The following is a 25802-nucleotide window of genomic DNA, read 5'->3' on the forward strand; positions in this document are numbered from 1 at the left end:
CTGGATGACGGGTGCGGTCAGGCCGAGACGATCTGATCCCCGTCGACGCGGATGGCCCTGGGGTCCAGCGCGCGCGGCGCGGGACCGCCGGCGACCGTGCCGTCCAGGTTGAATGTGCTGCCGTGGCACGGGCACTTGATCAGGCCGCCCTCGACGGTATTCACCTTGCAGCCCAGGTGGGTACAGGTGGACGAGAACCCGTCGAAGGTGCCGGCGACGGGCTGGGTGATCACGGTGTCACCGCTGATGATGCCGCCGCCGACCGGAACGTCGCTGGTATTGGCCAGGACATTGCCCTGTTTCTTGGCGGGGGTCGGATTGGGTGCGGCCGAGGCCGATTTGTCGGAGGTGCTGCTGCAACCGGCCACGGTGAGCGCGGTCGCGGCGACCGCGGTGGTGGCCAGGGCGGTCCGGCGGTCCATGCGGAATCCGTCGGGAGCAGGGGTGGTGTCGGTCATCGGTAACTCCTCGCTAGGGGCCGAGCCGATGTGGATCGGCCGCTGCTTGTTCGACGTGCGGAGGGGGTCGGTGGGTTCACATGTCCGCGACATACCTGCGGCCGCAGGGAAACTACCTCCTCCGGCGTCGGGTCACGCGCTGATCGGCAATCGGCGCAGCGAGCGCAGGGCGTAGTGCACCCGGGTCTTGACGGTGCCGACCGGTATGCCCAGGTCGGCGGCCACATCCTGGTAGGCGCGATCACACAGGATCACCTGCACGACCGCGTCGCGCTGCTGCGGCGGCAGCTGGGCCAGCAGGTCGGCGACCAGCAGCCCGTCGGTCAGCGCCTCGGTGAAGTCGGGGCGGGCGAAGTGGTTCTCGGTCTGCTCCCCGATCTCGTCCCAGTTGGTGTCGCCGGGGCGGGCGGCCCGGAAGCGGGCGGTATCGATGAGCACATTGCGTTCGATGGTGAGCAGCCAGGTGCGCACGCTGCCCCGATCAGGGTCATAGCTGGCGCAGGCGCGCCATGCTCGCAGCAGGGTCTCCTGCACGGCGTGTTCGGCGAGGCCCTGGTCGCCGAGGCGGCTGATGGCCCGCCAGTGCAGCAGGCCGCGGTCGGCGGCCAGGACGGCCGCCAGGCCCGCATCGGTGCACAGCCGAGCGCAGTGGACGGCGCATCCGGTGCTGACCGGGCGAAGACTTCCCATGCTTGAATATCGTCGCGGGAGCCGAAAGAGCATCGCTCGAGTTTGTGAATTCACCGAAACTCCCCGTTTTCCCGGAACCAGACCGCGATTTCTGATAGACCCTCCCCGGGAGATGCGGGGATCTCTCCCGAGACCGCACGCCGGGAACCGTGCGGTGCAGTGAGCTGCTCAGGGAGGAACACCGTGCGTGCAAGCGCGCTCGCGGCCGCGGGAGCATTCGCTTCCGCGCTGACAATGGCCGCAACCGGAATTGCGGCCGCCGAACCGGCCACCGATATCACGGTGGACGGGACGTATTTGGTCAATGTGGATATCAAGCCGGGCACGTATATCGGCGACGGGACGCAGGATCCGGGCGCCGGCGCGTGCTTCTGGCGGCGGCTGTGGAAGGTCCAGCAGCCGGGCGATTACCCGGACCCGAACTACTACATCATCGCCAGCGACTTCACCCGGACGAAGCCGATCACGGTGGAGATCAAGGCGACCGATGTGGGGTTCTCGACCGAGAACTGCGGGGCCTGGCATCTACAGCCCGCGCGGCCCGATACGGGCTCGTTCGGGTGACCACGGTTTGGAAGGGGTCTCGGGGGCCTGCCCGAGACCCCTTCCGAGCGCATCCCACGGCTAGGGTGGCCGCATGACCAGGCGGAAGATTCTCATCACCGGCGCCAGCTCCGGATTGGGCGCGGGCATGGCCCGCGAATTCGCGCGTCGGGGACGGGATCTGGCGCTGTGCGCGCGACGGGTCTCGAACCTCGAGCAGCTGCGCGACGAGCTGCTGGCCGCGCACCCGGGGATCACGGTCGCGGTGCGCGCGCTGGACGTCGACGATCACGCGGCCGTCCCGAAGGTCTTCGACGAGCTGCGCGCCGAGCTCGGCGGGCTGGACCGGATCATCGTCAACGCCGGGATCGGCAAGGGCGCGCGCATCGGCACCGGCCGCGCCGACGCCAATCTCGCCACCGCCACCACGAACTTCGTGAGCGCGCTGGCCCAGGCCGAGGCAGCCATGAGCATCTTCCGCGAGCAGCGGGCCGGGCACCTGGTGCTCATCTCGTCCATGAGCGCGGTGCGCGGGCTGCCGGGCAAGAAGGCGGCATACGCGGCCAGCAAAGCGGGCGTGACGGCGCTGGGCGAGGGGCTGGCCATCGAGCTGCGCGGGACCCCGATCCGGGTGACCACGGTGCAGCCGGGGTTCATCGCCACCGACATGGCCGCCAAGGCCGGGGACGCGAAACTGGTTGTGCCGCTGGACAAAGGCGTGAATTCCATGGTGGCCGCCATCGAGCGGGAGGCGGTGAGCGCGTCCGTGCCCGAATGGCCCTGGCGGGTACTGGGATTGGTGATGCCGCTGCTGCCGCGCGCGATCATGGCGCGGATGGGCTAGGACGGTGAGCAATCGGCGCGAAGGCTGTCGCATGATCGAATCGCACCGATAGCATCGCGGCCATGGCGAAATTCACCACCTGGGACGGTTTGGAGCTCAACTACCGCATGTGGAAGGGCGAGGGCGTTCCGGTGGTGTTGCAGCACGGAATCGTGGCCGACACCAATGCCAATTGGATGAGCGTGGGTGTGGTCTCGGCGCTGCAGCGGGCGGGCCATCACGTCATCTCGCTGGACGCGCGCGGCCACGGCCGCTCCGAGAAGCCGCACGACCCGGCCCGCTACTCGTGGCAGGCCATGGCCGACGACATGCGCGCGCTGTTCGACGAGCTCGGGCTGGATCGCGTCGCGGTAGCGGGCTATTCGATGGGTGCGATCGTCTCGCTGCTGGTCGCGGGCGCCGACAAGCGGGTGGAGCGGCTGGCCATCGGCGGTATCGGCAGCGGCGTGGTGGACTGCGGCGGAATCGATTGGCGCGTTATCAATGCCGCGGACATCACGACCGCCATGTCCGGTAACGGCTCCGGTGCGGTTCCCCAGGCTCGCATGTTCCGCATCCTGGCCGACGCGCTGGGCGCAGACCTCGAGGCCATCGCGATGCTCGCCGCCGGATTGCGCGAGGCCCCGATCGAATCCCTGTCCGGCATCACCATTCCCACCCTGGTGCTGGCGGGCGACAACGATCCGTTCGCGGCCGAACCCGAACGTCTCGCCGCCGCCCTGCCCGACGCCACCTGTGTGGTGGTCCCCGGCGATCACCTCGCCGCCGTCGCCAACCCCGCCTTCTCCGCGGCCCTGGTCGACTTCCTGCGGTGAGAGCCGTCCGAGAGTCGGCTAATACTGCTTGCGGTGCGGGACGAACTCCAGGGTGAGCAGCGCCAGCGCCGCGATCAGGACCTCGCGCCAGCGGATCAGGACGTAGCGCTGATCGCCGAAGGCGTTGAACTTGCGCAGGAATCGGTACAGCGATTCCAGCCGGATGAGCGGATCGCCCAGCCGCACCGCGAGATACACGGTCTCCATGGTCCGCGACCGGTGCTTGTCGGCGAAGATCTCCGGAAACGCCGCGAAGGCCAGCGAGATTCGCTTGATCCCGTGTTCGCGCGCGTACTCCACCAGGTCCACGATCATGCGCTCGTCGAGCCCGTTGGGTGCGTCGCGCCGCCGCCACGGCACGTCCAGGCTGAGGTCCTGGCCGTTGCCGGAGGCGCCGTAGCGCTGGAATCCCACCACCTGGCCGTCCGCGTCGCGGGCGATCACCACCAGCATGCCGGGGTGCCGGCCGTCGAGCAGGTGGTCGAGGATCATGGAGAAGCCGCGGGTCTGCCGCCCGCTTCCCCACTCATCGACGATGGACAGCAGCGTCTCGCGCTGGGGCTCGGTGAGTGCGACCTCGGGCAGGATCTCGGTGGTGACGCCGAAGTTCCTGGTGCGGCTCACCGCCTGCCGCAGGTTGCGGTACTTGCGGCCGACCATGTCGAAGCGGTCGACGTCGACGACCACGTCCCGGCCGACGGCGATGGCGTGCAGCCCACGGTGGTCCACCGCCCGCCGCTGCCACATCTCGGTGACCTCCGGGCTGGCGCCCAGCACCGCGATGCGCCAGCCGTGGCTGCCCGCGAAAAGCGAGAATTCGGTGAGCAATTCGGGGAACCGGCCGGGGTCACCGATGGGGTCGCCGGAGACCACCGCCATGCCGAGCCGGGCCCGGTAGGCGATGGCGGCGGAGCCGCTCTCGTTGAAGAAGTAGGTCTTGGACGAGTGCAGCGCGAAGGGCGCCAGCGGATCCCCCTGGCTGCGCCGCACCAGTTCGGCCACCCGGGGCAACTGCTCGGGCTGCGGCTTGCTGCCCTGCGGCAGCACCAGCATGGCGCCGCTGGCCGCCAGGAAGACGAAGCCGACCACCGGGTGGTCGGTGCGATAGCTGAAGTTCGAGACCACCAGGGTCAGCGCCGCGTAGGTGAGGTGCGGCAGGGTGATGGGCCGGCGCAGGTACAGCCCGCGGGCCACGAACAGCCCGGCGAGGGACACCGCCACGAACCAGCCGTGGTCATTGCCCTCACGGGAGGCCCGCTCGGCTGCCCAGACCAGGATGACGCTGCCCAGGACCAGCGCTCCCATCAGGCCGACACGGGTACTCGGACCGGCGGTGAAGGTGGTTTCCCGATACGCGGTCAACGTCGGATTCGGTATGCGTTGCTCACGCATCTGGACCCCTTTTCTCCACATGCGAAAGTCTCACGGGCCCTCTCCCCATGGTGAGTCCTCCGCATCTCCCTCTTCAACACACTATGTCGGAGAGACGATTCGAGGCACCGAGTTATTCCGGCCAACCCAGCCGTGGCGAGGTGAGCACGGGGTCGGTGATGCCATTGTTGCAGGCCAGACCGACCGCATCCCAGCCTGCGAGATTCGATCCGGCCTCGTATTGGGATTGGAAGAAGTCCAGGGCGGTGCCGACGGGGTCGGCGCTGGTGCGGACGTCGTCATAGGGCAGGTAGGCGTTGTGGCCGGAGCCGGAGACCACCCAGCGGGCCTCGGCCGGTCGGAGCGGCCGATCGCTGAGTCCGGCGGGCTCGGGAGCGGTGTAGGAGTAGAAGGTCGGGGCGGGGGTCTTGTCGTCGCCGAACCAGAATCCGGCGCTGATCACCTCCCTGGAATACGCCTCGCGGGTGACCGGATCCACGCTGTCGGGCATCGGGACCTTGCGGTCGGAGAAGCGCTGCACGGACAGGTCGAAGGTGTGCCAGAACAGCTGGACCGGACTGATCTTGCCGGAGTAGGTGGCGCTGAATTCTTCCAGAATGCGCCCGACCTGGCTGTGTACGTGGAACGCACGCTGGGCGGCGGCCGGATCGTAGGTGCGGTGTTCTTCGTCCTCGTCGAAGGGCCGGCCGTGGTCGGGCAGGTCGAAGGGGGTGGGGTGGGCCAGGACCACCTCGACGCCCAGGATGCGCAGCGCGTTCGTGGCCTCGCCGTAGAAGCTCGCCACCGACTGGCCCGCAAGCGGGACCTCCTCCTCCGTGCCGCGGTCGTTGCAGATCCGCAGCACGTGATCGAAGAAGTCGAAGGAGCAGGTGAAGACCGGGCCCTCGGTGGCGGTGCCGAGCGCGACGGTGGTCCAGCCGCGGGCGGTCAGCCGGTAGGTCAGGTGCCACCAGTGGTTGCGTCTGATGCCCTTGGCCAGCGCCACCTTGCCGATGATCTGGGCGTAGCGGTGCAGGGTTTCCTTGGTGGGCCGCCACGATTCGAGCGGGATGGCGGGCAGTATTTCCTCGGCCATGCGCTCATGCTACCCAGCGACCGATCGGCTACCGCCCGTCTCCGCCGTGCGACTACCGCCCGTCTCCGGTGTGCCCGGCCAGCAGCTCGCTGAACGGGCGCACCGCGCCGACGCCATTGCCGGAGCTGCGGCCGCGGACCGGCTCGTCCTGCAGGAAGCCTTGTACGCCAGCGGGTTCGGCGACGACGAGCTGGGCCAGTTCGGCGGCCGCGCGGTGGATGCGCTCGGTCAGTCCGGTGGAGCCGAAGTCCTCGGTGGCGGCGAAGACGCCGGTCGGTACCACCACGGACCGCAGGTAGGTGAACAGCGGACGCACGGCGTGATCGAGCACCAGCGAATGCCGGGCGGTGCCCGCGGTGGCGGCGATCAGGACCGGCATGCCATTGAGCGCATCGGTGTCGAGGACGTCGATGAACATCTTGAACAGGCCGCTGTAGCTCGCTGTGAACACCGGTGTCACCGCGATGATGCCGTCGGCGTCGGAGACCTGCTGCCGGGCCGCGACCACCGCGGGCGTGGGCAGCCCGCCGGTGGTCATGGTGGTGGCGAGATCGACTGCCAGTTCCCGCAGTTCGATGACCTCGACCTCGAGGTTCTCCCCGCGCCCGCCCACCGCCGCGGCGACCGCGGCGGCGAGCTGGTCGGCGAGCAGCCGGGTGGAGGAGGGCTGCGAGAGCCCGGCGGTCAGCACTACGAGTTTGCGACTCATGCTCGTCCTCAGTTCTTTTCGGCGAGCACGCGCTCGCGGGCGGGCTCGACCAGGTGGTGCGGGGCATCTGGGCCAGCGGCGACCAGCGACGCGTGGGTGGGCGGGTCGCTGGGTACTCCGGCCGCGCGGCGCGCCTCGAATTCCTTGCGCAGCACCGGGACGACCTCCTTGCCGAGGATCTCGAGCTGGTCGAGGACCATGTCCAGCGGGAGGCCGGCGTGGTCCATGAGGAACAGCTGCCGCTGGTAGTCGCCGACATTGTCGGCGAAGCCCAGGGTGCGTTCGATGACCTGTTCGGGGGTGCCGACGGTGAGCGGGGTCAGTTCGGTGAAGTCCTCCATCGACGGGCCGTGCCCGTACACGGGCGCGTTGTCGAAGTAGGGGCGGAAGATCCGCTTGGCCTCGGCCTCGGTCTCGGCCATGAAGACCTGGCCGCCGAGTCCGACGATGGCCTGTTCGGCGGCGCCGTGCCCGTAGTGCTCGAAGCGGCGGCGGTACAGGTTCACCATCTGCCGGGTGTGCTGCTGGTCCCAGAAGATGTTGTTGTGGAAGAAGCCGTCACCGTAATAGGCGGCCTGCTCGGCGATTTCGGGCGAGCGGATGGAGCCGTGCCACACGAACGGCGGGGTGCCGTCGAGCGGGGCGGGGGTGGCGGTGAAGCCCTGCAGCGGGGTGCGGAACTTGCCCTCCCAGTCCACGCGCTGTTCGCGCCACAGCCGGCGCAGCAGGTGGTAGTTCTCCACCGCCAGCGGGATGCCGTCGCGAATGTCCTTGCCGAACCACGGGTAGACGGGTCCGGTGTTGCCTCGGCCCATCATGAGGTCCACCCGGCCGCCGGCCAGGTGCTGCAGCATGGCGAAGTCCTCGGCGATCTTCACCGGGTCGTTGGTGGTGATGAGGGTGGTGGAGGTGGACAGCACGAGCTTCTCGGTCTGCGCCGCGATGTAGCCGAGCATGGCGGTCGGCGAGGACGGCACGAACGGCGGGTTGTGGTGCTCGCCGGTGGCGAACACGTCGAGGCCGACCTCTTCGGCCTTGAGGGCGATGCGGACCATCGCCTGGATGCGCTCGGCCTCGGTCGGGGTGCGGCCGGTGGTGGGGTCCATCGTCACGTCACCGACGCTGAAAATTCCGAACTGCACAGGTCCTCCTCGGGTCGCTGCCATCTTTGGTGGATATGGCAACCACTTGAACATGGCGAGTGGCGGGGCTATTCCGGGGCGTGAGCACGGGGTGATTCGTGCCACTACCGCACCCGCGGAGCAACCCGAGCCACAATGCCGGAATTCCGCCGACACCTGGCCGATTCGGTCTATCGAGGACTGCGGAGTACCCGCAAACTACCTGTGGGTACAGCGAAAGACTCAGTAGTGCAAGATCTTTCGACGTATCCTGAACACTCCCCGCGCAACGCCGGAGATCTCGAGCATGGACAGGGGGTAGATCCAATGGCGGACAACTCCGTCGGTGCGGCATACGCCGTTGTCGTCACCGCGGTCGCCGATCCGATGCAGGTGGAGGGCCTGGAATGGGATCGTGCGGTGGAATACCTGCCCAGTATCGATTCCCGCACCATGCAGAAGTGGGTGCGCTCACAGGAGGGCGGCCCCGATCCCCGTCGCGGCGTGGTCATTCCGGGCCCGCAGCGCCGGGTCGGTCACCGACATCCCTATCGCGAGGTCTGCGTCCCCTCGGCCGAATACCAGCTTTTCAGCGCGGCGGTCCGCACCAGCCGCCGCCGCGCCCTGACCACCACCTGCGCCGAGGACGAAGCCCGTCAGCGAGCCCGCCTGTTGTCCACGGCGCACTGACCGTCCGCTATCCAGCGACCGTCGCACCGGGCCGCTCGGGGGGTCGAGCGGAACTCGGAGACTGATCGAATCCTTGTGCACGGCACTGTATTCGGAGGTCCCGACACCGGCGACAGCCACCAGCGCGTACCCGGCCCGGAATCGACGACCGCTCCACATCCGCGCCCAACTCGGTGCCCCGGCAAAGTTCAGCAAGCCGCGGTGGCCCATGGCAGCCGGGTGCGGTTCGACCGCACCCGGCCGGTGTCACCGGTTGGCGCGGGCGTGCTCAGAACATCGCGCCGTTGGCGCGGATCGTCTGTCCGGAGACCCAACCCGCCTCGGCGCTGACCAGCCACCCGACCAACGGGGCGGTGTCGGTGGGGAGCCCGAGACGCCCGTGTGGATTGTGCAGTGCCGCGGCCGCAATGGATTCGGGCGTCTCCGCGCCACGGAAGAAGTCGTCGTCGACCGGGCCGGGCGCGACGGCATTGACCGTGACACCGCGCTCACCCAACTCCTTGGCCGCGGCGACCACCATTCGTTCGACGGCCGCCTTCGATCCCGAATACAGCCCGTAGGTGCCGGTCATGATCGAGGTGAGCGTGGTGGACAACACGACATAGCGGCCATTGTCGGCAATGCGCCGGGCCGTGGCGCGCAGCGTATTGAACGCGGTCCGGGTATTGCGCACGATCAGCTGATCGAAGTCGTCGTCGGTGGTATCCGCGATCGGCTTCTTGATGACCCGCCCCGGCACGTGCACGACGATATCCAGCTTGCCGTGGCGCGCGACGACATCCGTGAACAGTGCGTCGACCTCCGCGGCCGAGGTGGCGTCGGAGCGGACCGCCTCCACCGTCGCGCCGAGCGTCTCGAGCGTCGCGAGCGTCGCTTTGGCGGCCTGCTCGTCCCCCTGATAGGTGACGATCGTGGTGGCACCGCGCCCGGCGATGTTCTTGGCGAATTCCGCACCCTGATTGCGAGTTCCGCCGATGATCAGAGCGACCTTGCCCTCGAGGTCCCGCACAACTTGCGACATCAGTCGAAATCCCTTTTCTCTCTCCGGTTTCGAACCTCTGCCATTCTGTCGAGAACCCCACGCCAGGCCTAGGACCGATCGCGTCAAGCGGGTAACCGACTACGCCAAGCGGACCGGCGTCGGCCCGGAAGAGTATGTACGGGACAGGAGGCGGCGCAGTTCCCGTGCTCAGCGATCATCGGTTTCCGCGGCAACCGTCACCGGTCCGACGCCACCGCGCCGGAATGCCCGGCGAGATGTCGGCTCACCGGGCATTCCGGAGCAGGATCAGGAATGGTCGAACATGATGATCTGACGGACCGCTCTTCCCTCGGCCAGCAGATCCATCGCGGCATTGATCTCCTCGAGCCGGATGCGCGAGGAGATCAATTTCTCCACCGGCAGCCGCCCGTCGCGCCACATCTGTTCGTAGCGGGGAATATCCCGGGCCGGCACGGCGGAACCCAGGTAGCTGCCGACGATGGTGCGGGCCTCGGCGGTTATGCTCAGCGGTGGCAGGGTCACCGTCGAATTCGGCCCGGGCAGACCGACCGTGATGGTCATGCCGCCGGGTTCGGTTGCCGCATAGGCGGTTTCGAACGCGGATGGATGCCCGGCGCACTCCACCACATACCGCGCCCGGATCCCCTCGTCGGTGATCTGCTCCGGCGTGTACGCCTCGGTCGCCCCGAGCTCCTCGGCCATGGCGAGCTTGTCCACCATCCGATCCACGGCGATAACACGTTCCACGCCAATGGCTTTCGCTGTCAGCACTGCCGCCATCCCGACTCCGCCGAGCCCGACCACCATGAGGCTGTCCTGCGGCCCGGGATCGGCGACGTTCAGCACGGCTCCGCCGCCGGTCAGCACCGCGCACCCGAACAGTGCCGCGATCTCCGGCGGCACCGAGTTGCCGACCGGCACCAGGGAGGCCCGGTCCACCACGGCGTGCGTGGCGAAGCCGGAGACGCCCAGGTGATGCCGCACCCGGTCGCCGCCGCGCGACAGGTGCCCGGCATGGTGCAGCAGCTCACCGGCGGTATTGGCGCGGGTGCCCGCGGTGCAGGGCAGCTGCCCGTCCCGCGCGCACGCGTCGCACTCTTCGCAGCGCGGCAGGAAGGACATGACCACTCGCTGTCCGATGAGCAGATCGGCGACCCGCTCGCCGACCGCCAGCACGGTGCCCGCGGCCTCGTGGCCGAGCAGCATGGGCAGCGGGCGTGGCCGATTGCCGTCCACCACACTCAGATCCGAGTGGCACAGCCCGGCCGCCTCGATGGCGACCAGCACCTCGGTGGGCCCGGGATCGCCGAGTTCGAGCCGGCACACGCTGATCGGCCGCGATTGTGCGTAGGGCCGCCCGCGTCCGATCTCCTCCAGAACCGCGCCGCGAATGTGCATCAGATTTCGACCATTTGGTAGTCGGCCACGTGCCCGCCGAGGTAGCGCAGGTGGTCGGTGGAGTCACCGAGGGTGTGCTCGATGGCGGTGAGCCGCGCGGTGTAGTGGCCGACGGGGTATTCGTCGGTCATGCCGATGCCGCCGTGCATCTGGATGGCCTCCTGCCCGATGTGCCGGGCAGAACGCCCGATCCGCAGTTTGGCGCGGGAGGCGACGACCGGATCGACGATGCCGTCGGCCAGCGACATGGACGCGTACATGCTCATGCCGCGGGCCAGCTCCAGCGACACGTACATGTCGGCGGCGCGCTGGGTCAGCGTCTGGAAGGTGCGCAGCGGCACCCCGAACTGCTTGCGCGTCTTCAGGTATTCCGCGGTGAGCCGCAGGGACTCCTCCATCGCGCCGATGGCCTCGGCGCACAGCGCGGCCTGCGCCCCGGCCAGCGCGGCCTGGATGGCGGCGGCGGCATCGACCGGCTCGCCGAGCGGTTCGGCCACGGCGTCGTCGAATGCGATGTCCGCGCCGCGCAGCCCGTCGTGGGTGGCGTAGGCGGTGCGCCGCACGCCCGGATCGGCGGGATCGACGAGGAACAGCCCGATGCCGTCCTCGAGCGCGGCGCTCACGATGAGCAGATCGGCGCAATCACCGTGGGAGACCGGGTGTTTGCGGCCGGTGATGCGCCAGCCGTCCGGCTGCCGAACCGCCTGGGTGACGGTGTCGGTGGCGGGCCAGCGCAGCCCCGGCTCGTCGTGCGCGAAGGCGAGCTTGAGCTCCCCCTCGGCAATGCGCGGCAGCAGGTCCTTGCGCTGCGCGTCGGCGCCCACGGCGGAGACGAGCCCGCCCGGCAGCAGCGCGCAATCCAGCACGGGTTCGGGGGCCAGTGCGCGGCCGATCTCGGTCATGACCAGCATGGCCTCGATGGGCCCGGCACCCATGCCGCCGTCCTCCTCGGCGAATGTCAGTCCGAGCAGGCCGATTTCGGCGAAGGTGGCCCAGATCTCGGGATCCCAGCCGAGTTCGGTGCCGACGATGTCGTTGCGGCGCTCGGGGGTGTAGCCGCGGGACAGTACCTCACGCACGGTGTCGCGCAGCATGTCCTGTTCGGGGGTGAGATCGAAATCCATGGTGCTGCCTCACAGTCCGAGGATCGTCGAGGCGATGATGCCGCGCTGCACCTCGTTGGATCCTCCGTAGATCGATGTCTTGCGGTAGTTCAGGTAGGTGGCGGTGCTGCGGCGGGCCCAGTCCGGGTCCGACTCGTCTTCGCGCGCAACGGAATCCGGTCCGGCGATGTCCACCAGCAGTTCGGTGACGGCCTGCTGGAGTTCGGTGCCGCGCAGCTTGAGAATCGAGGAGACCGGGTTGGGCTTGCCGTCGGCCGAGCCCGCGGCCACCCGCAGCTGCACCAGTTCCAGTGCCAGCAGCTCGTTTTCGAGCTCGGCGAGGCGGGTCGCGAAGAGCTGATCCTCGAGGAGGGTCTTCTCACCCAGGCGGGTCTGCTTGGCGTGCTCCTTGGCCAGCCACAGCTTCACCTTGGTCTGGCCGACCGCGGCGATGCCGGTGCGCTCGTTGCCGAGCAGGAACTTGGCGTAGGTCCAGCCCTGATTCTCCTCGCCGACAAGCTGATTCGCGGGAACCCGGACGTTCTCCAGGAACACCTCGTTGACCTCGTGGCCGCCGTCGATGAGCTTGATCGGCCGCACGGTCACGCCGGGGGTGTCGAGCGGGAACAGCAGCATGGAGATGCCGGCCTGCTTCTTGGGCGCGCCCGGGTTGGTGCGCGCCAGGCAGAACATCCAGTCGGCGGACTGGGCGGCGGTGGTCCAGGTCTTCTGGCCGTTGATCACGTAGCTGTCGCCGTCGCGGACCGCGACCGTGCGCAGCCCGGCCAGGTCGGAGCCCGCCTCGGGTTCGGAAAAGCCCTGGCACCACCAGATGTCGAGGTTGGCGGTGGCCGGCAGGAAGCGTTCCTTGAGCTCCTGGGCGCCGAAGTGCGCGATGACCGGGCCGATCATATTGGTGTTGAAGGTCAGCGGTTCGGGCACCGAGGCCAGCTGCATCTCGTCGTGCCAGAGGTGGCGCTGGATCGGGGTCCAGTCCTTGCCGCCCCATTCCACCGGCCAGTTCGGGGTGGCCAGCCCGTGCGCGTTGAGGATGCGCTGGGTGGTGACGATGTCGTCCTTGCCGAGTTCCTGCCCGTGCCGCTGCCGGTTGCGGATATCGGCCGGGATCTCGCTCCGATAGAACGCGCGCAGCTCGTCGCGGAAGGCGAGCTCGTCGTCGGTGAGCGCTAGTTGCATGCGTTGACCTCCAGTTTCATGGCTACCCGCGCCATCGCCGGATATGATACACAGAGACATCAGTGTCTCAAATAGGGTCGTATACTCGAACGGCCGCGCACACCACCGACAGCCAAGGGAGCCATCCGTGCCCGACCACGACCGCACACTCGGCGTCGGCGAACTCATCGCCCGCCGGCATCGCGAGGGCAGCGCACCCGGGCAGCGCACCGACTCACATCGGCTGGCCCTCGTCATCGAGGGCGGCTCCTCGCGCGGCGCGTACTCGCACGGCATGGCCATGGCCATCGAGGAATTGGGCATCCTGCCCTGTTTCGACGCGGTGTACGGAGCCTCGGCGGGTGCGCTGAACGGCGCCTGGCTGCTGTGCGGGCGCGCGGCGGATTCGCGGCGAGCCTGGAATCCCGAGGTGATCAACCGCGTGATCAATCCGGCCCGGGCCCTGCGCGGCGGCCGCGTTGTCGATACCGAGTACCTGGTGCACACCGTGTACGAGCGCATCGTGCCGATGGATTTCCCTGCGATCCTGGCCAATTCGATCACCTTCCACCCCATCGCCACCGACGCCGACACCGGCGCGGCCGTCGATCTGCATCCGGAACTCAGCGATGTGCGCTCGCTGCAGACGGCGCTGCGGGCCTCGACCTGCCTGCCGATCCTGGCCGGGCGGCCGGTGCGGATCGGCCCGCGCCGATACGTCGATGCCGGGCTCTCCGAATCCGTACCGGTGCGAACGGCATTGGCGCAGGGCGCGACCCGCGTTCTGGTGCTGCGCACCCGCCGTGATGGCGAACCCATGCGCCCTCCTTCGAGTCTGGAATCCCGGGTGGTGGCCCGCTTCCTGTCCCAGCACGCGCCGGGGACGGTGGGGCCGTGGCTCGATCGGCTCCAGCGACACCACAGCGACGAGCAGGACTTCGGCTCCGATCCGGCCGTGCTGCAGATCCGCCCGCCGCAGAGCGCACCCGATATCGGGCGCATCGCCCGCGATCCCGGCGTACTCCAGCAGGCCCTCATCCTGGGACGCGCGGCCACCGCCCGCACCTTGTCTGCATACCTGGCACCTAAACTGTCCGCGTGACACGCGCCGATGGAACCAGAGCCCCGGGCCGGCCCGCCTCGGCCAGCCGGGAGGATGTGCTGGAGGCCGCCATCGCGGTGTTCCTGGCCGGAAAGCGGGTGGACGTCAATGCCATTGCCGCGCAACTGGGGGTGGGCCGGGCCAGCATCTACCGCTGGTTCGGGTCCCGGGACGGGCTACTGGACGCGGCTGTGGCACGGCAGCTGGAGAGGGTCGTGGCCCACGCCGATCGCCGCTCCGGCGGTTCGGGCGGCGAGAGGCTCATCGCGGTCCTGAACCGTACCGTCGACCTGCTCGTCGAGAACGATGCGCTGCGTTCGTATTTCGACAACGAGTCCACCGCCGCCCTGCGTCTGATCACCCGCAGTGACGGCACCGTCCATCAGACCGCGGTAGCCCTGCTCGAGCGGCTCATCGAAAACGCCGAATCCGAGGGCTACCAACCGCCCATCGAACGCGACACGCTGGCCTATGCCCTGGTCCGGCTCTGGGACGCATTCCTCTACAACGATGCCGTGGCCGGCTTCCGCGGCGATGTGGACCGCCTGCGCAAAGTCCAGACCGCACTACTGCGCACCTGAGTGGGTTCCAAGCCGCTGCGACGCAGATCCGGTGGGTGAGCTTTCTATGGCCCATCTCCCCCGCACCCGCCGGCGTGTCCCACCGCACCGCGACCGAGATCAGGGTGTGGAGATGAGCGGGACGAGTTGCTCGGCCGAGGTGCGCGCGCCGTGATGGCCCACGAGGGCGGACTCCAGTGGCTCGAGGTCGGGGCGGACCAGCACCGCGGTGCCCTCGGCGACGGCGATGAGATCGCCGATGCGGGAGGCGATCACCGGTGTGGGCGGGGTCGGGCCGAACCAGTGCTCGTCGAGAGCCTGCTCGCGGGTCACAACCGTTGCGTGCGTGGATAGTTCGGCGGTCCACGCGGAGTGGGCGTCGGCCAGGGCTTCGGGGCGGTCGAGGTAGATGTGGCGGACCCGCGCCTCGCCGCCGATCAGCCGGACATCGCGATGCAGTGCGGGACGCGCATCCAGATCGATGACGGTGTCCGCGTGGATCATCCCGTGATCGCCGGTGATCAGCACCGTGCAGGTGGCGGGGAGCTCGGCGAAGAGGCCGGCCAGGCAGGCGTCGATATCGCGGAGAACGGCCAGCCACTCGGGCGATTCGGGTCCGTACAGGTGTCCGTTGGCATCGAGATCGGGGAAATAGGCGTAGGCGAAGCGCGAGTTCACGCCGGAATGCCGTGCGACAGCGAGGATTCCGGTGCGCAACTCGTCGAGGGTGGTGGCCGCGTGCAGGGTGCCCGGCGCACGGAAGACGGCCCGGGTCAGACCGGAGGTGCGCTGGTAGGCGGGGATCACGTAGTGCAGCTCGACGCCGTGGGCGGCGAGGTCCTCCAGGCGGCTGGTGTGCGGCTGCACCGACTCCGGTGGATACGCCTCGCGGGCATCCTCGCCGGTCGCGCCGTCGAGATTCCAGCGCAGCGCATTCAGCAGGCGGAGACGGTCGCCGGCGGGCAGGGCGAAGCTGTAGCCGATGATGCCGTGTGTCGCGCAGGGCGCGCCGAGGGCGAGGCTGGCGAGACTGGTCGCGGTGGTGGCGGGGAAGCCCGCGGTGAGCGTGGTGCGGACGTGCGCGGCCAGGGTGGGCGCACTGTCGCGGTGGCGGGCGAGGAGTTCCGCGCCGAGGCCGTCGATCAGCAGCACCACCACATCCCGGTTGGGTGCCAGGGCCAGCGGATTGCGCTGGTCGAGCCCGAAGGACGCGGCGACGGACGGCAGGACGTCGGCGAGCGTGGCCGGCGACGTCCCCGAGGGTGAACTGGCCATTCGCCGACTCTATTGATCTCGGCGCGATAATTCACCGGTGTTCGAATCCGCCGACTTTTCGATCAAGCCCACCCTGACCGGCGCGAAAATTCTCCTGCGTCCGTTCATCCCCGGGGACCTCGACGCCATCCTCGCGGCCCTGCGCGATCCCGACGTACGCAGGCTCACCGGCAGCGTCCACGAGGAGACCACGGAGCCCGGGCCGGAGGATCCGGCTGAGCACGAGCGCTTGCGCGACTGGTATGCCACGCGCGAAACCCAGCCGGACCGCCTCGATTTGGCCATCGTCGACATGGCGACCGGCCGCTGTGCCGGAGAGGCCGTCCTCAACCAGTGGGATCCCGGCAATGGCAGCTGCAACTTCCGCATCCTGATCGGCCCGGATGGCCAGGGCCGCGGACTGGGTACGGAGGCGACGCGGCTGATCGTCGGCTACGGGTTCGAAAAGCTCGGCCTGCACCGAATCTCCCTGGAGGTCTACGCCTTCAACCCACGCGCCCGCCGCGCCTACGAGAAGGCCGGCTTCCGACCCGAGGGCGTCCTGCGCGAATCCCTGCGCTACGGCGACGAGTGGATCGACGCGACCGTCATGTCCATCCTGGCCCGCGAATGGGCCGAGCACCGCGGCCATCCCGCGTAATCCTGCCCACATACGCGAAAACCGCCTCCGGGGAGGCGGTTTCGTGCGTTGCGGGGCGAATCAGGCCAGGCCCCACGCCTTCAGGATGTAGGTGATGTTGGCGGCGATTCCGGTGACGGTGTTGGCCAGGTCGATGGCGGAGGAACCGAGGTTGACGATGGGCATGTTTCAAGTCTTTCGGGCCGGGAACATGGTGCAGTTCCACTGTATTAGCGACAGCTAACTCCCAGCATCATGAATCGACTCACCCCACGGCCGAGCTGTAACCCAGCGCACAGCGGAACCGGTGCGGCTCAGTCCCGTTCGGGCTCACACTCCTCTGCCGACTGGCCCCCACCGCCCTCGGCCACATACCCCATAGGGGTAGTTGGCAGCGATCCGGCGCAGCTGAGCCGGGCGCCGGGCCCGGCGGGGTGCGGGCCCGGGCACTCGGGGCGTCAGGACATGGGGACGGGTTCGCCGACCTCCACGCGGCCGCCATAGGTCAGGCCCGGGCAGCCGGAGGCGAGTTTCACCGCCGAGTCGAGGTCGTCGGCCTCGACGGCGACGTAGCCGGAGAGCCGGTCGGGGGCCGCGGGGTTGTCGCCCAGCATGACGGCCTGGCCCATGCGATTACCGAAATCGGTGACGCGCTCGCCGAGCTCGGCGAACCAGTCGACCCACAGCTGCTCCTGCTCGGGCGTAGGCGCGCGGGTGGGGTCGTTGCGGAAGGCGAGGATGTAAGTGGACATTGTCGTTTCTCCTATCGGGTGGACGGCCCGGTCGGCCGACTCGTGAGTCCGTCGCGCGGCTCCGGCCGGAAATCGACAATCTGGTCGAGAATCTTTTTCGCGACCGTGTCGATTTCGCCGCCATCCCGAACGACGTGCTCAGTGACAACGACGTCGGCAGTGACACGGCAATGGAGCCGTGCGATCCACCCCAGCGAAGGGAGCCGTGACATGCCCGAGTACCTGCTGCTGATCCACCAGGACGAGCAAACCTGGCTGGCCGCCGATCCGGCCGTGCGGCAGCGCACCCTGAACGAACACGTCGAGTTCATGGCCGCGCACGCCGACCGGCTGCGCGGCGGTAACCGCCTGCGCCCCACCTCGACCGCGACCACGGTCCGGCACGACGAGCACGGCCGCACGGTCATCACCGACGGTGTGTTCGCCGAGACCAAAGAGGTCCTGGGCGGCTACTACCTGGTCGAGGCGGCCGATCTGGACGAGGCCATCCGGATCGCCGCGGACGTACCGTCGCCGTTCGGTTGCGTCGAGGTCCGGCCGATCCACCCGCACGACGAGCCGTGACCACGCCGGAGGTGGCCGCCGCGGTCGCCGACGCGCACCGGCGCGAGTGGGGCTTCGTGCTGGCGGCGACCGTGCGGGTGACCCGCGATATCGATCTCGCCGAAGAGGCTGTGCAGGAGGCGTTCACGCAGGCCCTGCAGGCCTGGCCGGAGTCGGGGATCCCGGATCGCCCCGGCGCCTGGCTGACCACGGTGGCCCGGCGGCGCGCCCTGGACGCCCGGCGCCGCGACATCGCGTTCGAGCGCTCGATTCCACTGCTGGTGGAGGATCCGGTTCCCGATCCGGCAGCCCCGGACTCGGTGGCCGACGATCGGCTGCGGCTCATCTTCATCTGCTGCCACCCGGCCCTGTCGATGGAGGCGCGGGTGGCGCTGACCCTGCGCCTGCTGTGCGGTCTGTCCACCCCGGAGATCGCGCACGCCTTCCTGGTCGCGGAACCGACCATGGCGGCACGCATCACGCGGGCCAAGAAGAAGATCGCCGAGGCGCACATCCCCTACCGCCTCCCGTCCGACGAGGAACTGCCCGACCGCGTCGACGCGGTGCTGACCGTGCTGCACCTGCTGTTCACCACCGGCCACACCGCCCCGGCCGGCGCCGAGCTGGTCCGCCCCGAGCTGGTGGAACGCGCCCTGGACCTGGCCCGCATGCTGCGCCTGCTGCTGCCCAACGATCCCGATGTGGCGGGTCTGTACGCGCTGCTGCTGCTGACCGACGCCCGCCGCGGCACCCGCACCGACGAGAACGGACGCTTCCTGCCGCTGGCCGAGCAGGACCGCACCCACTGGGACCGCCGAGCCATCTCCGAGGGAATAGCCTTGGTGCGCAGATCATTACGCGGACGTACACCGGGCCGCTTCCCGCTCATGGCGGCCATTGCCGCCGTCCACGCCGAGTCCCCCGCCTTCGACGCCACCGACTGGCACGAGATCGCCGGTCTCTACGACCATCTCATCGCCGTCTGGCCATCCCCCGTCGTCGCCCTCAATCGCGCCGTCGCCCTCGGCCACGCCCACGGCCCGCAGCGCGGCCTGGACGAACTCGACCGCCTGGCCACCGAACCCCAGCTCACCGGCTACCACTACCTGCCCGCCGCCCGCGCCGAATTCCTCACCCGCCTGGGCAGATTCGACGAGGCCCGGCTCGCCTACCAGGAGGCCCTGCTACTCGCCGAGAACACGGTCGAAGCGGACTTTCTCACCTCCCGCCTGCACGACCTCGACCGCTGAATCGGATTGCCGCATCGCGCAGCGACAGTTAGATTGCCGCTCATGGGGATCCGCGGGGCAGTGACACTGGGGGCGATCGCGCTGGTCGTGGGAACCGGCGGCGTGGCCGCGGCGGAGCCCACGGTCGAACGCGAGTCCTTCACCTTCCAGTTCGGAGATTTCACCGGCTCGGGTGAGCTCGACTATCCGGCGGGCGCGCGCAATGCGCCTGTGGTGGTGCTGATTCCGGGCTCGGGCCCCGAGGATCTCAACGCCGACCAGGCGTCCGGCTCCCACATCTTCCTCGATATCGCCGACGACCTGACCAGCCGCGGATACGCCGTCATGCGCTACAACAAGCGTTACGTGCACGGCCCCGGCGACGTCGACAATGCCGACTACTGGACCAAACTCGACCTGAACGGCATGCGCGACGACGCCGATCAGGTCCTGCGTGCCGCCGAACAGGATTCACACGTCGACCCGCACCGTGTCTTCGTCTACGGCTGGAGCGAGGGCAGCACCGTCGCGGCCGCCCTGGCGACGACCCATCCGGAATTGGCCGGAACCATCTTCCAGGGCCCGGTGGCACTCCCCTGGCGCGTGACCTTCGGCTATCAGGGCGAGCAGGTCTACGCGCCGTACCTCTCTCGGTTCGCGGTGGACGGCCTGCTCGGACCCGACGAACTCGCCCGCGCCTTCCACGGCGATGGCGGCCTCATGGCCAAGTTCGCACTCCGGTTCGCCTGTGTGAACGCCGATGGCGGAGACTTCACCGTCCGCCCGACCTGGGATCTGAACCGAGACGGCAAGCTGGACGTGAACCTCGAGTTCCGCCCCGTCTACCAGTTCTACCTGGAGTCCGCCATGCGCCCGGGCGGCATCTACGACATCTACGACCCGGCCCGCGCCCTCCCCAGCGTCATCGAACAGGCCCCGAAACTGACTGCGCCCGTGCTCATCCTGCAGGGTGCGGAAGACGCCAACGTCCCGCCTGCGGGTTCGTCCAGCCTCGACGCCGCCCTGGCCACCGCCGGCAACCGCGACCACACCCTCCATGTCTTCCCCGGCCTCGGCCACTCCCTCGGCCCCACCCCCGACGTCCTCCACGACGACTTCCAGCCCATTGACCAGTCGGCCTTGGACGCCCTGGCGCATTGGCTGGACGCCCACCGGTGACCGGCCCTGCACACCAGCCGAACCAGCTGTGCCGGAAGGGTTTTCCCGCCCCTCTCGACGCACGGACATCCGCAGGCGCGCGGCGTCGAGATCGACGACGTGGTGGATGGTCGTCAGGGGCGGGTGGCCCGGTTCGCGGCGATCCGGCCGCCGGACTCGTGCACCGGAAGATACGCGGCCGCGAGCACTGGCTGTCCCTCGAACCCGAGGGCCTCGCCCACGCCCAGCAGTGGGTCGCCGATCAGCTCGCCGCAGCGTTGGACACCGGGCGCTGACGCGATCGGCGCTCGAGCACTGCCAGCAGGCCGGTTGGCAGGACGGCGAGGGCGGAGCCTGCGAGCACCCAGCCGAAGGTGACCGCGAAGGCGTCTCCTCGGCCTGGCTGCCCGATGCCTCCCGGCAGGTGCTGTTGCAGGATCACCACGAAGGCGGCGGTGCCGATCGAGCCGCCGACACGCTGCATGATGGTGAGTTGTGGTGTGGCGTCGATGATCTGGGACGGAGTGAGATGCCGCATGGACGCCGTCATGGCGGGCATGGCGGCGAGGCCGATGCCAAGGCCGCGCGCGATCATGGCGAGGCAGAGCAGCCAATAGGGGGTGTCGTCGGTGAGCAGCATGAACGGTACGGTGGCGACGCAGCAGACGAGAGCGCCCAGCAGGCAGGTGAGGGCGCCGATGCGCTCGTAGAGGCGCGCGGACAGGCCCATGGCGATGGCCGCGCCGACGCCCTGCGGTGCCATCAGCAGGCCGGTGTGGGCGGCGTCCTGATGGCGGATCAGCTGAAAGTACAAGGGCAGCAGCACCATTGCGCCGAACGTCACCGCGCCGATGACGAGGGTCGAGACAGTCCCCGCGGCGAAGTAGCGGTCCCGCCACAGGCGCAGGTCCAGAACCGGATTCCGGATCCGCAGCGAATGCGCGACGAATACCGCGACCAGAATCGCTCCGCCACACAGTGTTACGAGCACCTTCGGGTCGGTCAGGCCACGCGATGCCGCCTCGGACAGTCCATAGGTGATTCCGGCCATGCCCGCCGAGACCAGGATCAGGCCGAGCACATCCAGTGCCTCGGCCGACTCGGCGCGCTCATCCGACGGCAGCAGGCGCGCGGCCAGCACCAGCCCGATCGCGCCGATCGGTGCGTTGATCAGGAAAATCCATTGCCAGCCCGCGTATTCCAGCAGTAGACCGCCGATCGTCGGTCCGATCACCGGGGTCAGCACCATCGGAATGCCCGCCGCCGCCATGGCTTTCGCCATCCCGTCCCGCCCTGCCGCAGTGACCAGGATCATCTGCCCGACCGGGATCATGACCCCGGCCCCCAGCCCCTGGGCCACCCGGGCCGCGATCAGCATGCCGACGCTCCCCGCGGCGGCACAGGCCACCGAGGCGAGCGTGAACAGCAGCAGCGCGGCGAGATAGAGCCGTTTGGCCCCGACGCGCCGTGCGGCCCAACCGGTCACGGGCAGCACGGCCGCCTGCACCAGCAGGTAGACGGTGACGACCCACTGGATCGCGTCGAGCGTGCCGCCCAGATCGGCGGCCAGCGATTTCAGGGACACATTGACGACGGTCGCGTCGAGGAAGGCGAGTATCGCGCCGACCAGCACGACCACGATGGCGCGGCGCGCCTGCGGAGTGAGGGCGGACCGGTCCACGACCCCGCCCGGGATATTCGAGATAGTCACACATCGAAGTGTCATCCGTTTGGATAAAAGAGTCAACCATTTGGATGACATACGGATGTATGACACAGTCGATACGGCGGATGACACAGTCATCCACCGCATTACGATGGCCGCATGGCAACCGCACCCGACCCCGACACGGACCCCGTCCCGCCTACCGCGGGCCGCCGGCCCCGGCGCGCGCCCAGCGCCGCCGATCGCCGCCGCGACGCCGAACGCTCCCGCCGGGCCCTGCTGGACGCGGCCCTGGACGAGTTCGCCGCCAAGGGTTTCGACGGCGCACGGGTGCAGGAGATCGCCGATCGGGCCGGGGTCAACAAACAGCTGATCGCCTACTACTTCGGCGGCAAAGAGGGCCTGTACCGAGAGATTCAGCGCGGCTGGCCCGCAGCGGAAGCCGAGCGCGCGGATCCGGAACTCCCGCTCGACGAGGTCGCCGCGCGCTATCTGTCCGCGGTGCTCGCCGATCCCCGTCCGGCCCGCCTCCTGGTGTGGCGCGGCCTCACCGGAAGTGGTTCTACCACAGACTATTTGGACGGATCCGCGACCGTCGACACCGATCTGGCCAACCTGACCCGGGCCCGGGAACGCGGTGAGATCTCGCCCGAGCTCGACCCCGCCTTCATCAGAATGGCCCTGATGGGCATGATCCTGGCACCCGTCATGCTTCCCGAGACCGCCCTGCAGGCGACCGGAAAGCAGCCCGGCTCACCGGAATTCGAAGAGTATTACGGCGCGCAGCTGCGCAGATTGATCCAGTTACTCGGCCGGTGAGGTTCGGAATTCACCGCGCGAGCAGCGGTTCGGGGCGATCTCACCGAAGGCGAGACAGGACTTTCGACTGCGGCGGGGATTATCTGCAGACGGTGGCATACGGGGTGCACACCGTCCAGCCGGTGCCGTCGGGGCGGGCCGCGGGCATCCAGGTGTGGTCCGAACCGCCGGTGCTGAGCCGGTTGGCGGTTGCCGGGTCGGGGGTGGCGGGTTGTGGGGCGGGGTCGACGTATTCGTACTGGTAGGAGTAGCCGTATGGGTCGGTCGAGTAGGTGATGGCGGTGTGGTGGGATGTGCCGGGGGTGGTGGATCCGGCCCCGGAGCCGCCCGAGATCGTCGCGCCCGGCGGTTCGGCCGCGGCGATGCCGGCGGCGGTGGCGAACAGCACTCCGGCCGCGACCAGGCAGGTCAGCGGTTTCCGGACGGCGATCAGGGCGTTGCTGGTGTGCATTGAATGAACCTCCTCGTTCGCCCTAGATACGACGCCGGGTTACGTGGTGGTTCGGTAGTTGATCGAACAGTGAAGGCCGACAGCGGATTACGAGATCAGAAGCCGGGTCCGGGCGACAGCGGCAAGCGGCGCTCGCGGGGGATCGACAAAAGCAGCAGCGACAGCACCAGCCCGCCGCCGACCAGGTACAACCCCCAGGTCCCACTGAGCAGATGCCGATAGTCGGTGCGCAGCTCGTGATCGAAGCGCTGGTCGAGGCGCCAGGCCAGCACGCCGAGCCCGGCCAGGCCGACGAGGACGCCGATCCAGCCCAGGATCCGCGATCCGACCAGCGCGGCCACCAGCACCACTGCCGCCACCCCGAGCAGCCCGATGGCCAGGGAGGTCGTGAAAGACCCTGACTGCGCCCCGATCTGGTCCAGCGACCGGCCCGGGGCAAAACCGTTCCGCAGGTCGGTGAACTGGACATTCCGCGCGTCGACCGTGCCGACCAGCGGACCGAAAACCCCGACCGCCACCGCGATGGCGGCGGCGAACAGCAGCAGATGAACGAAAGTGCGCATACTCCACGGTATTGCGCTTCCGGCCCCCCGGCACGCCCTCGAACCTTACGGTCCGAAACACGCCGGGGGACCGGCGGATGAATCAGGCGCGGCGGTCCACCGCGGCCCACGCAGCCACCGCGACCACACCGGACACGACCGCGACCGACGGCCAGGCGCCGATCTTCTTGGCGAGCGGGTGCGAGGCCCCCATCGCGCCGATGGCGAGCCCGGTCAGCGCGGCCGCACCACCGGTGCCGACCGTCTTGCGCCAGCGCGGGAAGGCGGCCGCCGTGCCTGCCGCGAACACCGCGCCACCGAGCTGACGCTTCTTGGTGGCCTGAGCGAGGGCGAAGCCACCGGTGAGCCCTCCGGCCACCAGCAGCGAGGTCGGTACCGCGAGAATCCCTGCCATTGTCACTACCTCCAAACACGCAAGCGAACGAACTATCCCCTCGACGGTAACCGGAGCCGATTCCACCGTTTTCCCGGGGCCACGATCCGCCCGGTCAGCCACGATCCGGATCGGTCAGCAGTGAGCGGTTCAGCTGGTCCTCACTGATCGGTGGAACCGGCAGCGGGTGAGCGGCTTCCGCGCGCAGCCCGTCCAGCATGAGCGCCAGATTGCGCCGCCAGACCTCGGGCGCGATGCCCGCGGTCTGTTCCACCACCCGGGTGTGCGACCAGGTGATGAAGGCGATGTCCTCGAGCGCCCAGTCCGCCCGCAGCACCCCGGCGTCCTGTGCGCGCGTGATGATTTCGCGCATGATCGCATGCCCGCGATCGCGTTGCGCGGCGATCTCCGGACTCGGCGCGGCGCGCAGCGCCAGCTCGTTGAGCAGCCGATCGTAAGCCTGTAGCTCACAGATCTTTTCGACGAGATAGACGAACGATTCCCACGGATCACCAAGTGCCAGCGCCTCTTCCGCGATGCGCCCGCCCGCCTCGATGCGATCCTCGACGGCGGCCGCGATCAGATCGTCCCGGGTCGGGAAGCGGTTGTAGAGCGTACCGATGGCCACGCCCGCGCGGGCGGCGATCTCCTTGAGCGGCGCGTCGAGCCCGCGTTCGGCGAAGACCTCGCGCGCCGCGGTCACCAGCGCATCGCGATTGCGGCGGGCGTCGAGGCGGAGGGGTTTCTGCGCGGGCATGCGCCGATCCTACAAATCGGGTTGCGGATTTAAGTTGAGCATAGGTTCAAGTTCATGCTAGCGTCGGTTGCATAACTTGAACCATGGCTCAACTTAGTGAGGAATGAGCATGAGCAAGACCATCGCGATCTTCGGATTCGGCCCGGGCCTGGGCATGGGCGTCGCCCGGCGCTTCGGCCGGGAAGGCTTCCGGGTGGCAGTCATCGGCCGCAAACCCGGCAAGGCCGAGCAGCACGTCGTCGATCTGAAGGCCGAGGGCATCGAGGCGGCCGCCTTCCCGGCCGATGTGACGGACGCGGAACAGCTCACCGATGCCGTCGCGACCATCCGAAAGACCTTCGGCGACATCGATGTAGCTCTGCACGGCGCGGCCGGCGAGATGACCGACCGCATTCCCTCCACACTCGCCCTGGACATTCCGGACCTGCGCGTCCCGATGGCGTTGAAACTCCACTCCCCCGTGCTCATGACCCGGGCCCTGGCACCCGCCATGATCGAGCGCGGAGAGGGCGCGCTGCTGTACTCCTCCGGTTCGTCCGCGCATACGGTGCAGCCGTATCTGGCCAATATCGGTGTCGCCCTGGCCGCCCAGCGCGGTTACCTGCTGCAGCTCGCCGAGGAGTTGCGCGACACCGGCGTGTACGTCGGCCTGCTGAATATCGGCGCGCTGATCGGCGACAGCCGGGCCGAGCAGATCATCGACGAGCATCCCGAGGTGGTTCCGGCGGGCGTGAGCATCCCGCGCATGACCAATAACGAGCTGGGCGATCGGTATTGGGACATGTACACCCAGCGCGACCGCACCGAGGTGGAGGTCGGCTTCACCGACTGACACGCACCCCCGGCCGCTGGGGATTCGTGAGATGTGTTGCGGGCGAAGCGAGCCATACGATGAGGACCTGACGAAACACGGTCCGG

General features: G+C 68.8%; 29 protein-coding genes. 12 read left to right on the plus strand and 17 right to left on the minus strand.

Annotation, left to right across the window (positions count from 1 at the left end; translation table 11 throughout):
• Nucleotides 1–17 precede the first annotated feature (17 nt).
• Nucleotides 18–458, minus strand: a complete 441-nt coding sequence (locus tag ACIRRA_RS24350; protein WP_402772127.1) for a Rieske (2Fe-2S) protein — start codon at nucleotides 456–458, stop codon at nucleotides 18–20.
• Between the two features lie 132 nt (nucleotides 459–590).
• Entirely contained in the window at nucleotides 591–1148 is a 558-nt protein-coding gene (locus ACIRRA_RS24355; protein WP_402772130.1) for a sigma-70 family RNA polymerase sigma factor, read from the minus strand.
• A gap of 183 nt (nucleotides 1149–1331) precedes the next feature.
• Between ACIRRA_RS24355 and ACIRRA_RS24360 the strand changes: the two genes are divergently transcribed.
• The 3 genes from ACIRRA_RS24360 to ACIRRA_RS24370 all read left to right on the plus strand — a co-directional run bounded on the left by ACIRRA_RS24360 (nucleotide 1332) and on the right by ACIRRA_RS24370 (nucleotide 3350).
• Complete coding sequence (locus ACIRRA_RS24360; RefSeq protein WP_402772133.1) at nucleotides 1332–1712, plus strand: hypothetical protein; 381 nt, start codon at nucleotides 1332–1334, stop codon at nucleotides 1710–1712.
• 73 nt (nucleotides 1713–1785) lie between these two features.
• On the plus strand, nucleotides 1786–2535 hold the full coding sequence (locus ACIRRA_RS24365) for an SDR family oxidoreductase (protein WP_402772136.1): 750 nt from the start codon (nucleotides 1786–1788) through the stop codon (nucleotides 2533–2535).
• A 62-nt stretch (nucleotides 2536–2597) separates the two neighbouring features.
• The gene (locus ACIRRA_RS24370) at nucleotides 2598–3350 is read left to right on the plus strand and encodes an alpha/beta fold hydrolase (protein ID WP_402772139.1); all 753 of its coding nucleotides are present in this window, start codon (nucleotides 2598–2600) and stop codon (nucleotides 3348–3350) included.
• Nucleotides 3351–3368: 18 nt separating this feature from the next.
• Here the strand turns inward: ACIRRA_RS24370 and ACIRRA_RS24375 are convergent, their stop codons facing one another.
• The 4 genes from ACIRRA_RS24375 to ACIRRA_RS24390 all read right to left on the minus strand — a co-directional run bounded on the left by ACIRRA_RS24375 (nucleotide 3369) and on the right by ACIRRA_RS24390 (nucleotide 7668).
• Complete coding sequence (locus ACIRRA_RS24375; RefSeq protein WP_402772142.1) at nucleotides 3369–4742, minus strand: bifunctional lysylphosphatidylglycerol flippase/synthetase MprF; 1374 nt, start codon at nucleotides 4740–4742, stop codon at nucleotides 3369–3371.
• Nucleotides 4743–4854: 112 nt separating this feature from the next.
• Nucleotides 4855–5817: a DUF5996 family protein gene (locus ACIRRA_RS24380; protein ID WP_402772145.1), complete on the minus strand. Its 963-nt coding sequence runs from the start codon at nucleotides 5815–5817 to the stop codon at nucleotides 4855–4857.
• Nucleotides 5818–5869: 52 nt separating this feature from the next.
• Nucleotides 5870–6526, minus strand: a complete 657-nt coding sequence (locus ACIRRA_RS24385; RefSeq protein WP_402772148.1) for an FMN reductase — start codon at nucleotides 6524–6526, stop codon at nucleotides 5870–5872.
• 8 nt (nucleotides 6527–6534) lie between these two features.
• The gene (locus ACIRRA_RS24390; RefSeq protein WP_402772151.1) at nucleotides 6535–7668 is read right to left on the minus strand and encodes an LLM class flavin-dependent oxidoreductase; all 1134 of its coding nucleotides are present in this window, start codon (nucleotides 7666–7668) and stop codon (nucleotides 6535–6537) included.
• 306 nt (nucleotides 7669–7974) lie between these two features.
• On the opposite strand from ACIRRA_RS24390, the gene ACIRRA_RS24395 reads away from it, so the two are divergent.
• Entirely contained in the window at nucleotides 7975–8337 is a 363-nt protein-coding gene (locus ACIRRA_RS24395) for a hypothetical protein (protein ID WP_402772154.1), read from the plus strand.
• Between the two features lie 268 nt (nucleotides 8338–8605).
• On the opposite strand, the gene ACIRRA_RS24400 is transcribed toward ACIRRA_RS24395, so the two are convergent.
• The 4 genes from ACIRRA_RS24400 to ACIRRA_RS24415 form a co-directional block, all read right to left on the minus strand.
• Entirely contained in the window at nucleotides 8606–9358 is a 753-nt protein-coding gene (locus ACIRRA_RS24400) for an SDR family oxidoreductase (protein ID WP_402772156.1), read from the minus strand.
• 267 nt (nucleotides 9359–9625) lie between these two features.
• Nucleotides 9626–10738, minus strand: a complete 1113-nt coding sequence (locus tag ACIRRA_RS24405) for a zinc-binding dehydrogenase (protein ID WP_402772159.1) — start codon at nucleotides 10736–10738, stop codon at nucleotides 9626–9628.
• On the minus strand, nucleotides 10738–11862 hold the full coding sequence (locus ACIRRA_RS24410) for an acyl-CoA dehydrogenase family protein (protein ID WP_402772161.1): 1125 nt from the start codon (nucleotides 11860–11862) through the stop codon (nucleotides 10738–10740). The genes ACIRRA_RS24405 and ACIRRA_RS24410 overlap by 1 nt, the downstream gene beginning before the upstream one ends.
• A 9-nt stretch (nucleotides 11863–11871) precedes the next feature.
• Entirely contained in the window at nucleotides 11872–13038 is a 1167-nt protein-coding gene (locus tag ACIRRA_RS24415) for an acyl-CoA dehydrogenase family protein (RefSeq protein ID WP_402772164.1), read from the minus strand.
• Between the two features lie 127 nt (nucleotides 13039–13165).
• Here ACIRRA_RS24415 and ACIRRA_RS24420 point away from each other — a divergent pair, with 127 nt between their 5' ends.
• Both ACIRRA_RS24420 and ACIRRA_RS24425 read left to right on the plus strand, forming a co-directional pair.
• Nucleotides 13166–14119: a patatin family protein gene (locus ACIRRA_RS24420; RefSeq protein ID WP_402772167.1), complete on the plus strand. Its 954-nt coding sequence runs from the start codon at nucleotides 13166–13168 to the stop codon at nucleotides 14117–14119.
• Nucleotides 14116–14700 carry a QsdR family transcriptional regulator gene (locus ACIRRA_RS24425; protein ID WP_402772170.1) on the plus strand — a complete coding sequence of 195 codons (585 nt, stop codon included), beginning with the start codon at nucleotides 14116–14118 and terminating at the stop codon, nucleotides 14698–14700. Before ACIRRA_RS24420 ends, ACIRRA_RS24425 begins: the two co-directional genes overlap by 4 nt.
• A gap of 99 nt (nucleotides 14701–14799) precedes the next feature.
• On the opposite strand, the gene ACIRRA_RS24430 is transcribed toward ACIRRA_RS24425, so the two are convergent.
• On the minus strand, nucleotides 14800–15954 hold the full coding sequence (locus ACIRRA_RS24430; protein ID WP_402772173.1) for an alkaline phosphatase family protein: 1155 nt from the start codon (nucleotides 15952–15954) through the stop codon (nucleotides 14800–14802).
• A 37-nt stretch (nucleotides 15955–15991) separates the two neighbouring features.
• Here ACIRRA_RS24430 and ACIRRA_RS24435 point away from each other — a divergent pair, with 37 nt between their 5' ends.
• Entirely contained in the window at nucleotides 15992–16594 is a 603-nt protein-coding gene (locus ACIRRA_RS24435) for a GNAT family N-acetyltransferase (protein WP_402772176.1), read from the plus strand.
• A gap of 437 nt (nucleotides 16595–17031) precedes the next feature.
• On the opposite strand, the gene ACIRRA_RS24440 is transcribed toward ACIRRA_RS24435, so the two are convergent.
• Nucleotides 17032–17325: a hypothetical protein gene (locus tag ACIRRA_RS24440; RefSeq protein ID WP_402772178.1), complete on the minus strand. Its 294-nt coding sequence runs from the start codon at nucleotides 17323–17325 to the stop codon at nucleotides 17032–17034.
• 210 nt (nucleotides 17326–17535) lie between these two features.
• Here ACIRRA_RS24440 and ACIRRA_RS24445 point away from each other — a divergent pair, with 210 nt between their 5' ends.
• The 3 genes from ACIRRA_RS24445 to ACIRRA_RS24455 are packed head-to-tail and all read left to right on the plus strand — an operon-like array spanning nucleotide 17536 to nucleotide 20276.
• A complete protein-coding gene (locus ACIRRA_RS24445; RefSeq protein WP_402772180.1) occupies nucleotides 17536–17889 on the plus strand; it encodes a YciI family protein in 354 nt (117 codons plus the stop codon).
• The gene (locus tag ACIRRA_RS24450; RefSeq protein ID WP_402772183.1) at nucleotides 17886–19118 is read left to right on the plus strand and encodes an RNA polymerase sigma factor; all 1233 of its coding nucleotides are present in this window, start codon (nucleotides 17886–17888) and stop codon (nucleotides 19116–19118) included. The genes ACIRRA_RS24445 and ACIRRA_RS24450 overlap by 4 nt, the downstream gene beginning before the upstream one ends.
• A gap of 42 nt (nucleotides 19119–19160) precedes the next feature.
• Complete coding sequence (locus ACIRRA_RS24455; RefSeq protein WP_402772185.1) at nucleotides 19161–20276, plus strand: serine aminopeptidase domain-containing protein; 1116 nt, start codon at nucleotides 19161–19163, stop codon at nucleotides 20274–20276.
• Nucleotides 20277–20517: 241 nt separating this feature from the next.
• On the opposite strand, the gene ACIRRA_RS24460 is transcribed toward ACIRRA_RS24455, so the two are convergent.
• Entirely contained in the window at nucleotides 20518–21966 is a 1449-nt protein-coding gene (locus ACIRRA_RS24460; RefSeq protein WP_402772188.1) for a DHA2 family efflux MFS transporter permease subunit, read from the minus strand.
• Nucleotides 21967–22080: 114 nt separating this feature from the next.
• Here ACIRRA_RS24460 and ACIRRA_RS24465 point away from each other — a divergent pair, with 114 nt between their 5' ends.
• Nucleotides 22081–22740, plus strand: a complete 660-nt coding sequence (locus ACIRRA_RS24465; protein ID WP_402772191.1) for a TetR family transcriptional regulator — start codon at nucleotides 22081–22083, stop codon at nucleotides 22738–22740.
• A gap of 79 nt (nucleotides 22741–22819) precedes the next feature.
• Here the strand turns inward: ACIRRA_RS24465 and ACIRRA_RS24470 are convergent, their stop codons facing one another.
• The 4 genes from ACIRRA_RS24470 to ACIRRA_RS24485 all read right to left on the minus strand — a co-directional run bounded on the left by ACIRRA_RS24470 (nucleotide 22820) and on the right by ACIRRA_RS24485 (nucleotide 24884).
• On the minus strand, nucleotides 22820–23191 hold the full coding sequence (locus tag ACIRRA_RS24470) for a hypothetical protein (protein WP_402772194.1): 372 nt from the start codon (nucleotides 23189–23191) through the stop codon (nucleotides 22820–22822).
• 95 nt (nucleotides 23192–23286) lie between these two features.
• Entirely contained in the window at nucleotides 23287–23754 is a 468-nt protein-coding gene (locus tag ACIRRA_RS24475) for a hypothetical protein (RefSeq protein ID WP_402772197.1), read from the minus strand.
• 82 nt (nucleotides 23755–23836) lie between these two features.
• The gene (locus ACIRRA_RS24480; protein ID WP_402772200.1) at nucleotides 23837–24148 is read right to left on the minus strand and encodes a hypothetical protein; all 312 of its coding nucleotides are present in this window, start codon (nucleotides 24146–24148) and stop codon (nucleotides 23837–23839) included.
• A 94-nt stretch (nucleotides 24149–24242) separates the two neighbouring features.
• Nucleotides 24243–24884, minus strand: a complete 642-nt coding sequence (locus ACIRRA_RS24485) for a TetR/AcrR family transcriptional regulator (RefSeq protein WP_402772202.1) — start codon at nucleotides 24882–24884, stop codon at nucleotides 24243–24245.
• A gap of 109 nt (nucleotides 24885–24993) precedes the next feature.
• Between ACIRRA_RS24485 and ACIRRA_RS24490 the strand changes: the two genes are divergently transcribed.
• Nucleotides 24994–25716 carry an SDR family NAD(P)-dependent oxidoreductase gene (locus ACIRRA_RS24490; RefSeq protein ID WP_402772204.1) on the plus strand — a complete coding sequence of 241 codons (723 nt, stop codon included), beginning with the start codon at nucleotides 24994–24996 and terminating at the stop codon, nucleotides 25714–25716.
• Nucleotides 25717–25802 lie beyond the last annotated feature (86 nt).

The sequence above is a fragment of the Nocardia sp. NPDC101769 genome, from assembly GCF_044766925.1.
In the GTDB taxonomy this organism is placed as follows: Bacteria; Actinomycetota; Actinomycetes; order Mycobacteriales; family Mycobacteriaceae; genus Nocardia.

Excerpts from the sequence above, each read along its gene's own strand:
- ACIRRA_RS24350 (WP_402772127.1), bottom strand. The coding sequence starts at position 458 with ATGACCGACACCACCCCTGCTCCCGACGGATTCCGCATGGACCGCCGG.
- ACIRRA_RS24355 (WP_402772130.1), bottom strand. The coding sequence starts at position 1,148 with ATGGGAAGTCTTCGCCCGGTCAGCACCGGATGCGCCGTCCACTGCGCT.
- ACIRRA_RS24365 (WP_402772136.1), top strand. The coding sequence starts at position 1,786 with ATGACCAGGCGGAAGATTCTCATCACCGGCGCCAGCTCCGGATTGGGC.
- ACIRRA_RS24370 (WP_402772139.1), top strand. The coding sequence starts at position 2,598 with ATGGCGAAATTCACCACCTGGGACGGTTTGGAGCTCAACTACCGCATG.
- ACIRRA_RS24375 (WP_402772142.1), bottom strand. The coding sequence starts at position 4,742 with ATGCGTGAGCAACGCATACCGAATCCGACGTTGACCGCGTATCGGGAA.
- ACIRRA_RS24380 (WP_402772145.1), bottom strand. The coding sequence starts at position 5,817 with ATGGCCGAGGAAATACTGCCCGCCATCCCGCTCGAATCGTGGCGGCCC.
- ACIRRA_RS24385 (WP_402772148.1), bottom strand. The coding sequence starts at position 6,526 with ATGAGTCGCAAACTCGTAGTGCTGACCGCCGGGCTCTCGCAGCCCTCC.
- ACIRRA_RS24395 (WP_402772154.1), top strand. The coding sequence starts at position 7,975 with ATGGCGGACAACTCCGTCGGTGCGGCATACGCCGTTGTCGTCACCGCG.
- ACIRRA_RS24400 (WP_402772156.1), bottom strand. The coding sequence starts at position 9,358 with ATGTCGCAAGTTGTGCGGGACCTCGAGGGCAAGGTCGCTCTGATCATC.
- ACIRRA_RS24405 (WP_402772159.1), bottom strand. The coding sequence starts at position 10,738 with ATGCACATTCGCGGCGCGGTTCTGGAGGAGATCGGACGCGGGCGGCCC.
- ACIRRA_RS24410 (WP_402772161.1), bottom strand. The coding sequence starts at position 11,862 with ATGGATTTCGATCTCACCCCCGAACAGGACATGCTGCGCGACACCGTG.
- ACIRRA_RS24415 (WP_402772164.1), bottom strand. The coding sequence starts at position 13,038 with ATGCAACTAGCGCTCACCGACGACGAGCTCGCCTTCCGCGACGAGCTG.
- ACIRRA_RS24430 (WP_402772173.1), bottom strand. The coding sequence starts at position 15,954 with ATGGCCAGTTCACCCTCGGGGACGTCGCCGGCCACGCTCGCCGACGTC.
- ACIRRA_RS24440 (WP_402772178.1), bottom strand. The coding sequence starts at position 17,325 with ATGTCCACTTACATCCTCGCCTTCCGCAACGACCCCACCCGCGCGCCT.
- ACIRRA_RS24445 (WP_402772180.1), top strand. The coding sequence starts at position 17,536 with ATGCCCGAGTACCTGCTGCTGATCCACCAGGACGAGCAAACCTGGCTG.
- ACIRRA_RS24455 (WP_402772185.1), top strand. The coding sequence starts at position 19,161 with ATGGGGATCCGCGGGGCAGTGACACTGGGGGCGATCGCGCTGGTCGTG.
- ACIRRA_RS24465 (WP_402772191.1), top strand. The coding sequence starts at position 22,081 with ATGGCAACCGCACCCGACCCCGACACGGACCCCGTCCCGCCTACCGCG.
- ACIRRA_RS24470 (WP_402772194.1), bottom strand. The coding sequence starts at position 23,191 with ATGCACACCAGCAACGCCCTGATCGCCGTCCGGAAACCGCTGACCTGC.
- ACIRRA_RS24475 (WP_402772197.1), bottom strand. The coding sequence starts at position 23,754 with ATGCGCACTTTCGTTCATCTGCTGCTGTTCGCCGCCGCCATCGCGGTG.
- ACIRRA_RS24480 (WP_402772200.1), bottom strand. The coding sequence starts at position 24,148 with ATGGCAGGGATTCTCGCGGTACCGACCTCGCTGCTGGTGGCCGGAGGG.
- ACIRRA_RS24485 (WP_402772202.1), bottom strand. The coding sequence starts at position 24,884 with ATGCCCGCGCAGAAACCCCTCCGCCTCGACGCCCGCCGCAATCGCGAT.
- ACIRRA_RS24490 (WP_402772204.1), top strand. The coding sequence starts at position 24,994 with ATGAGCAAGACCATCGCGATCTTCGGATTCGGCCCGGGCCTGGGCATG.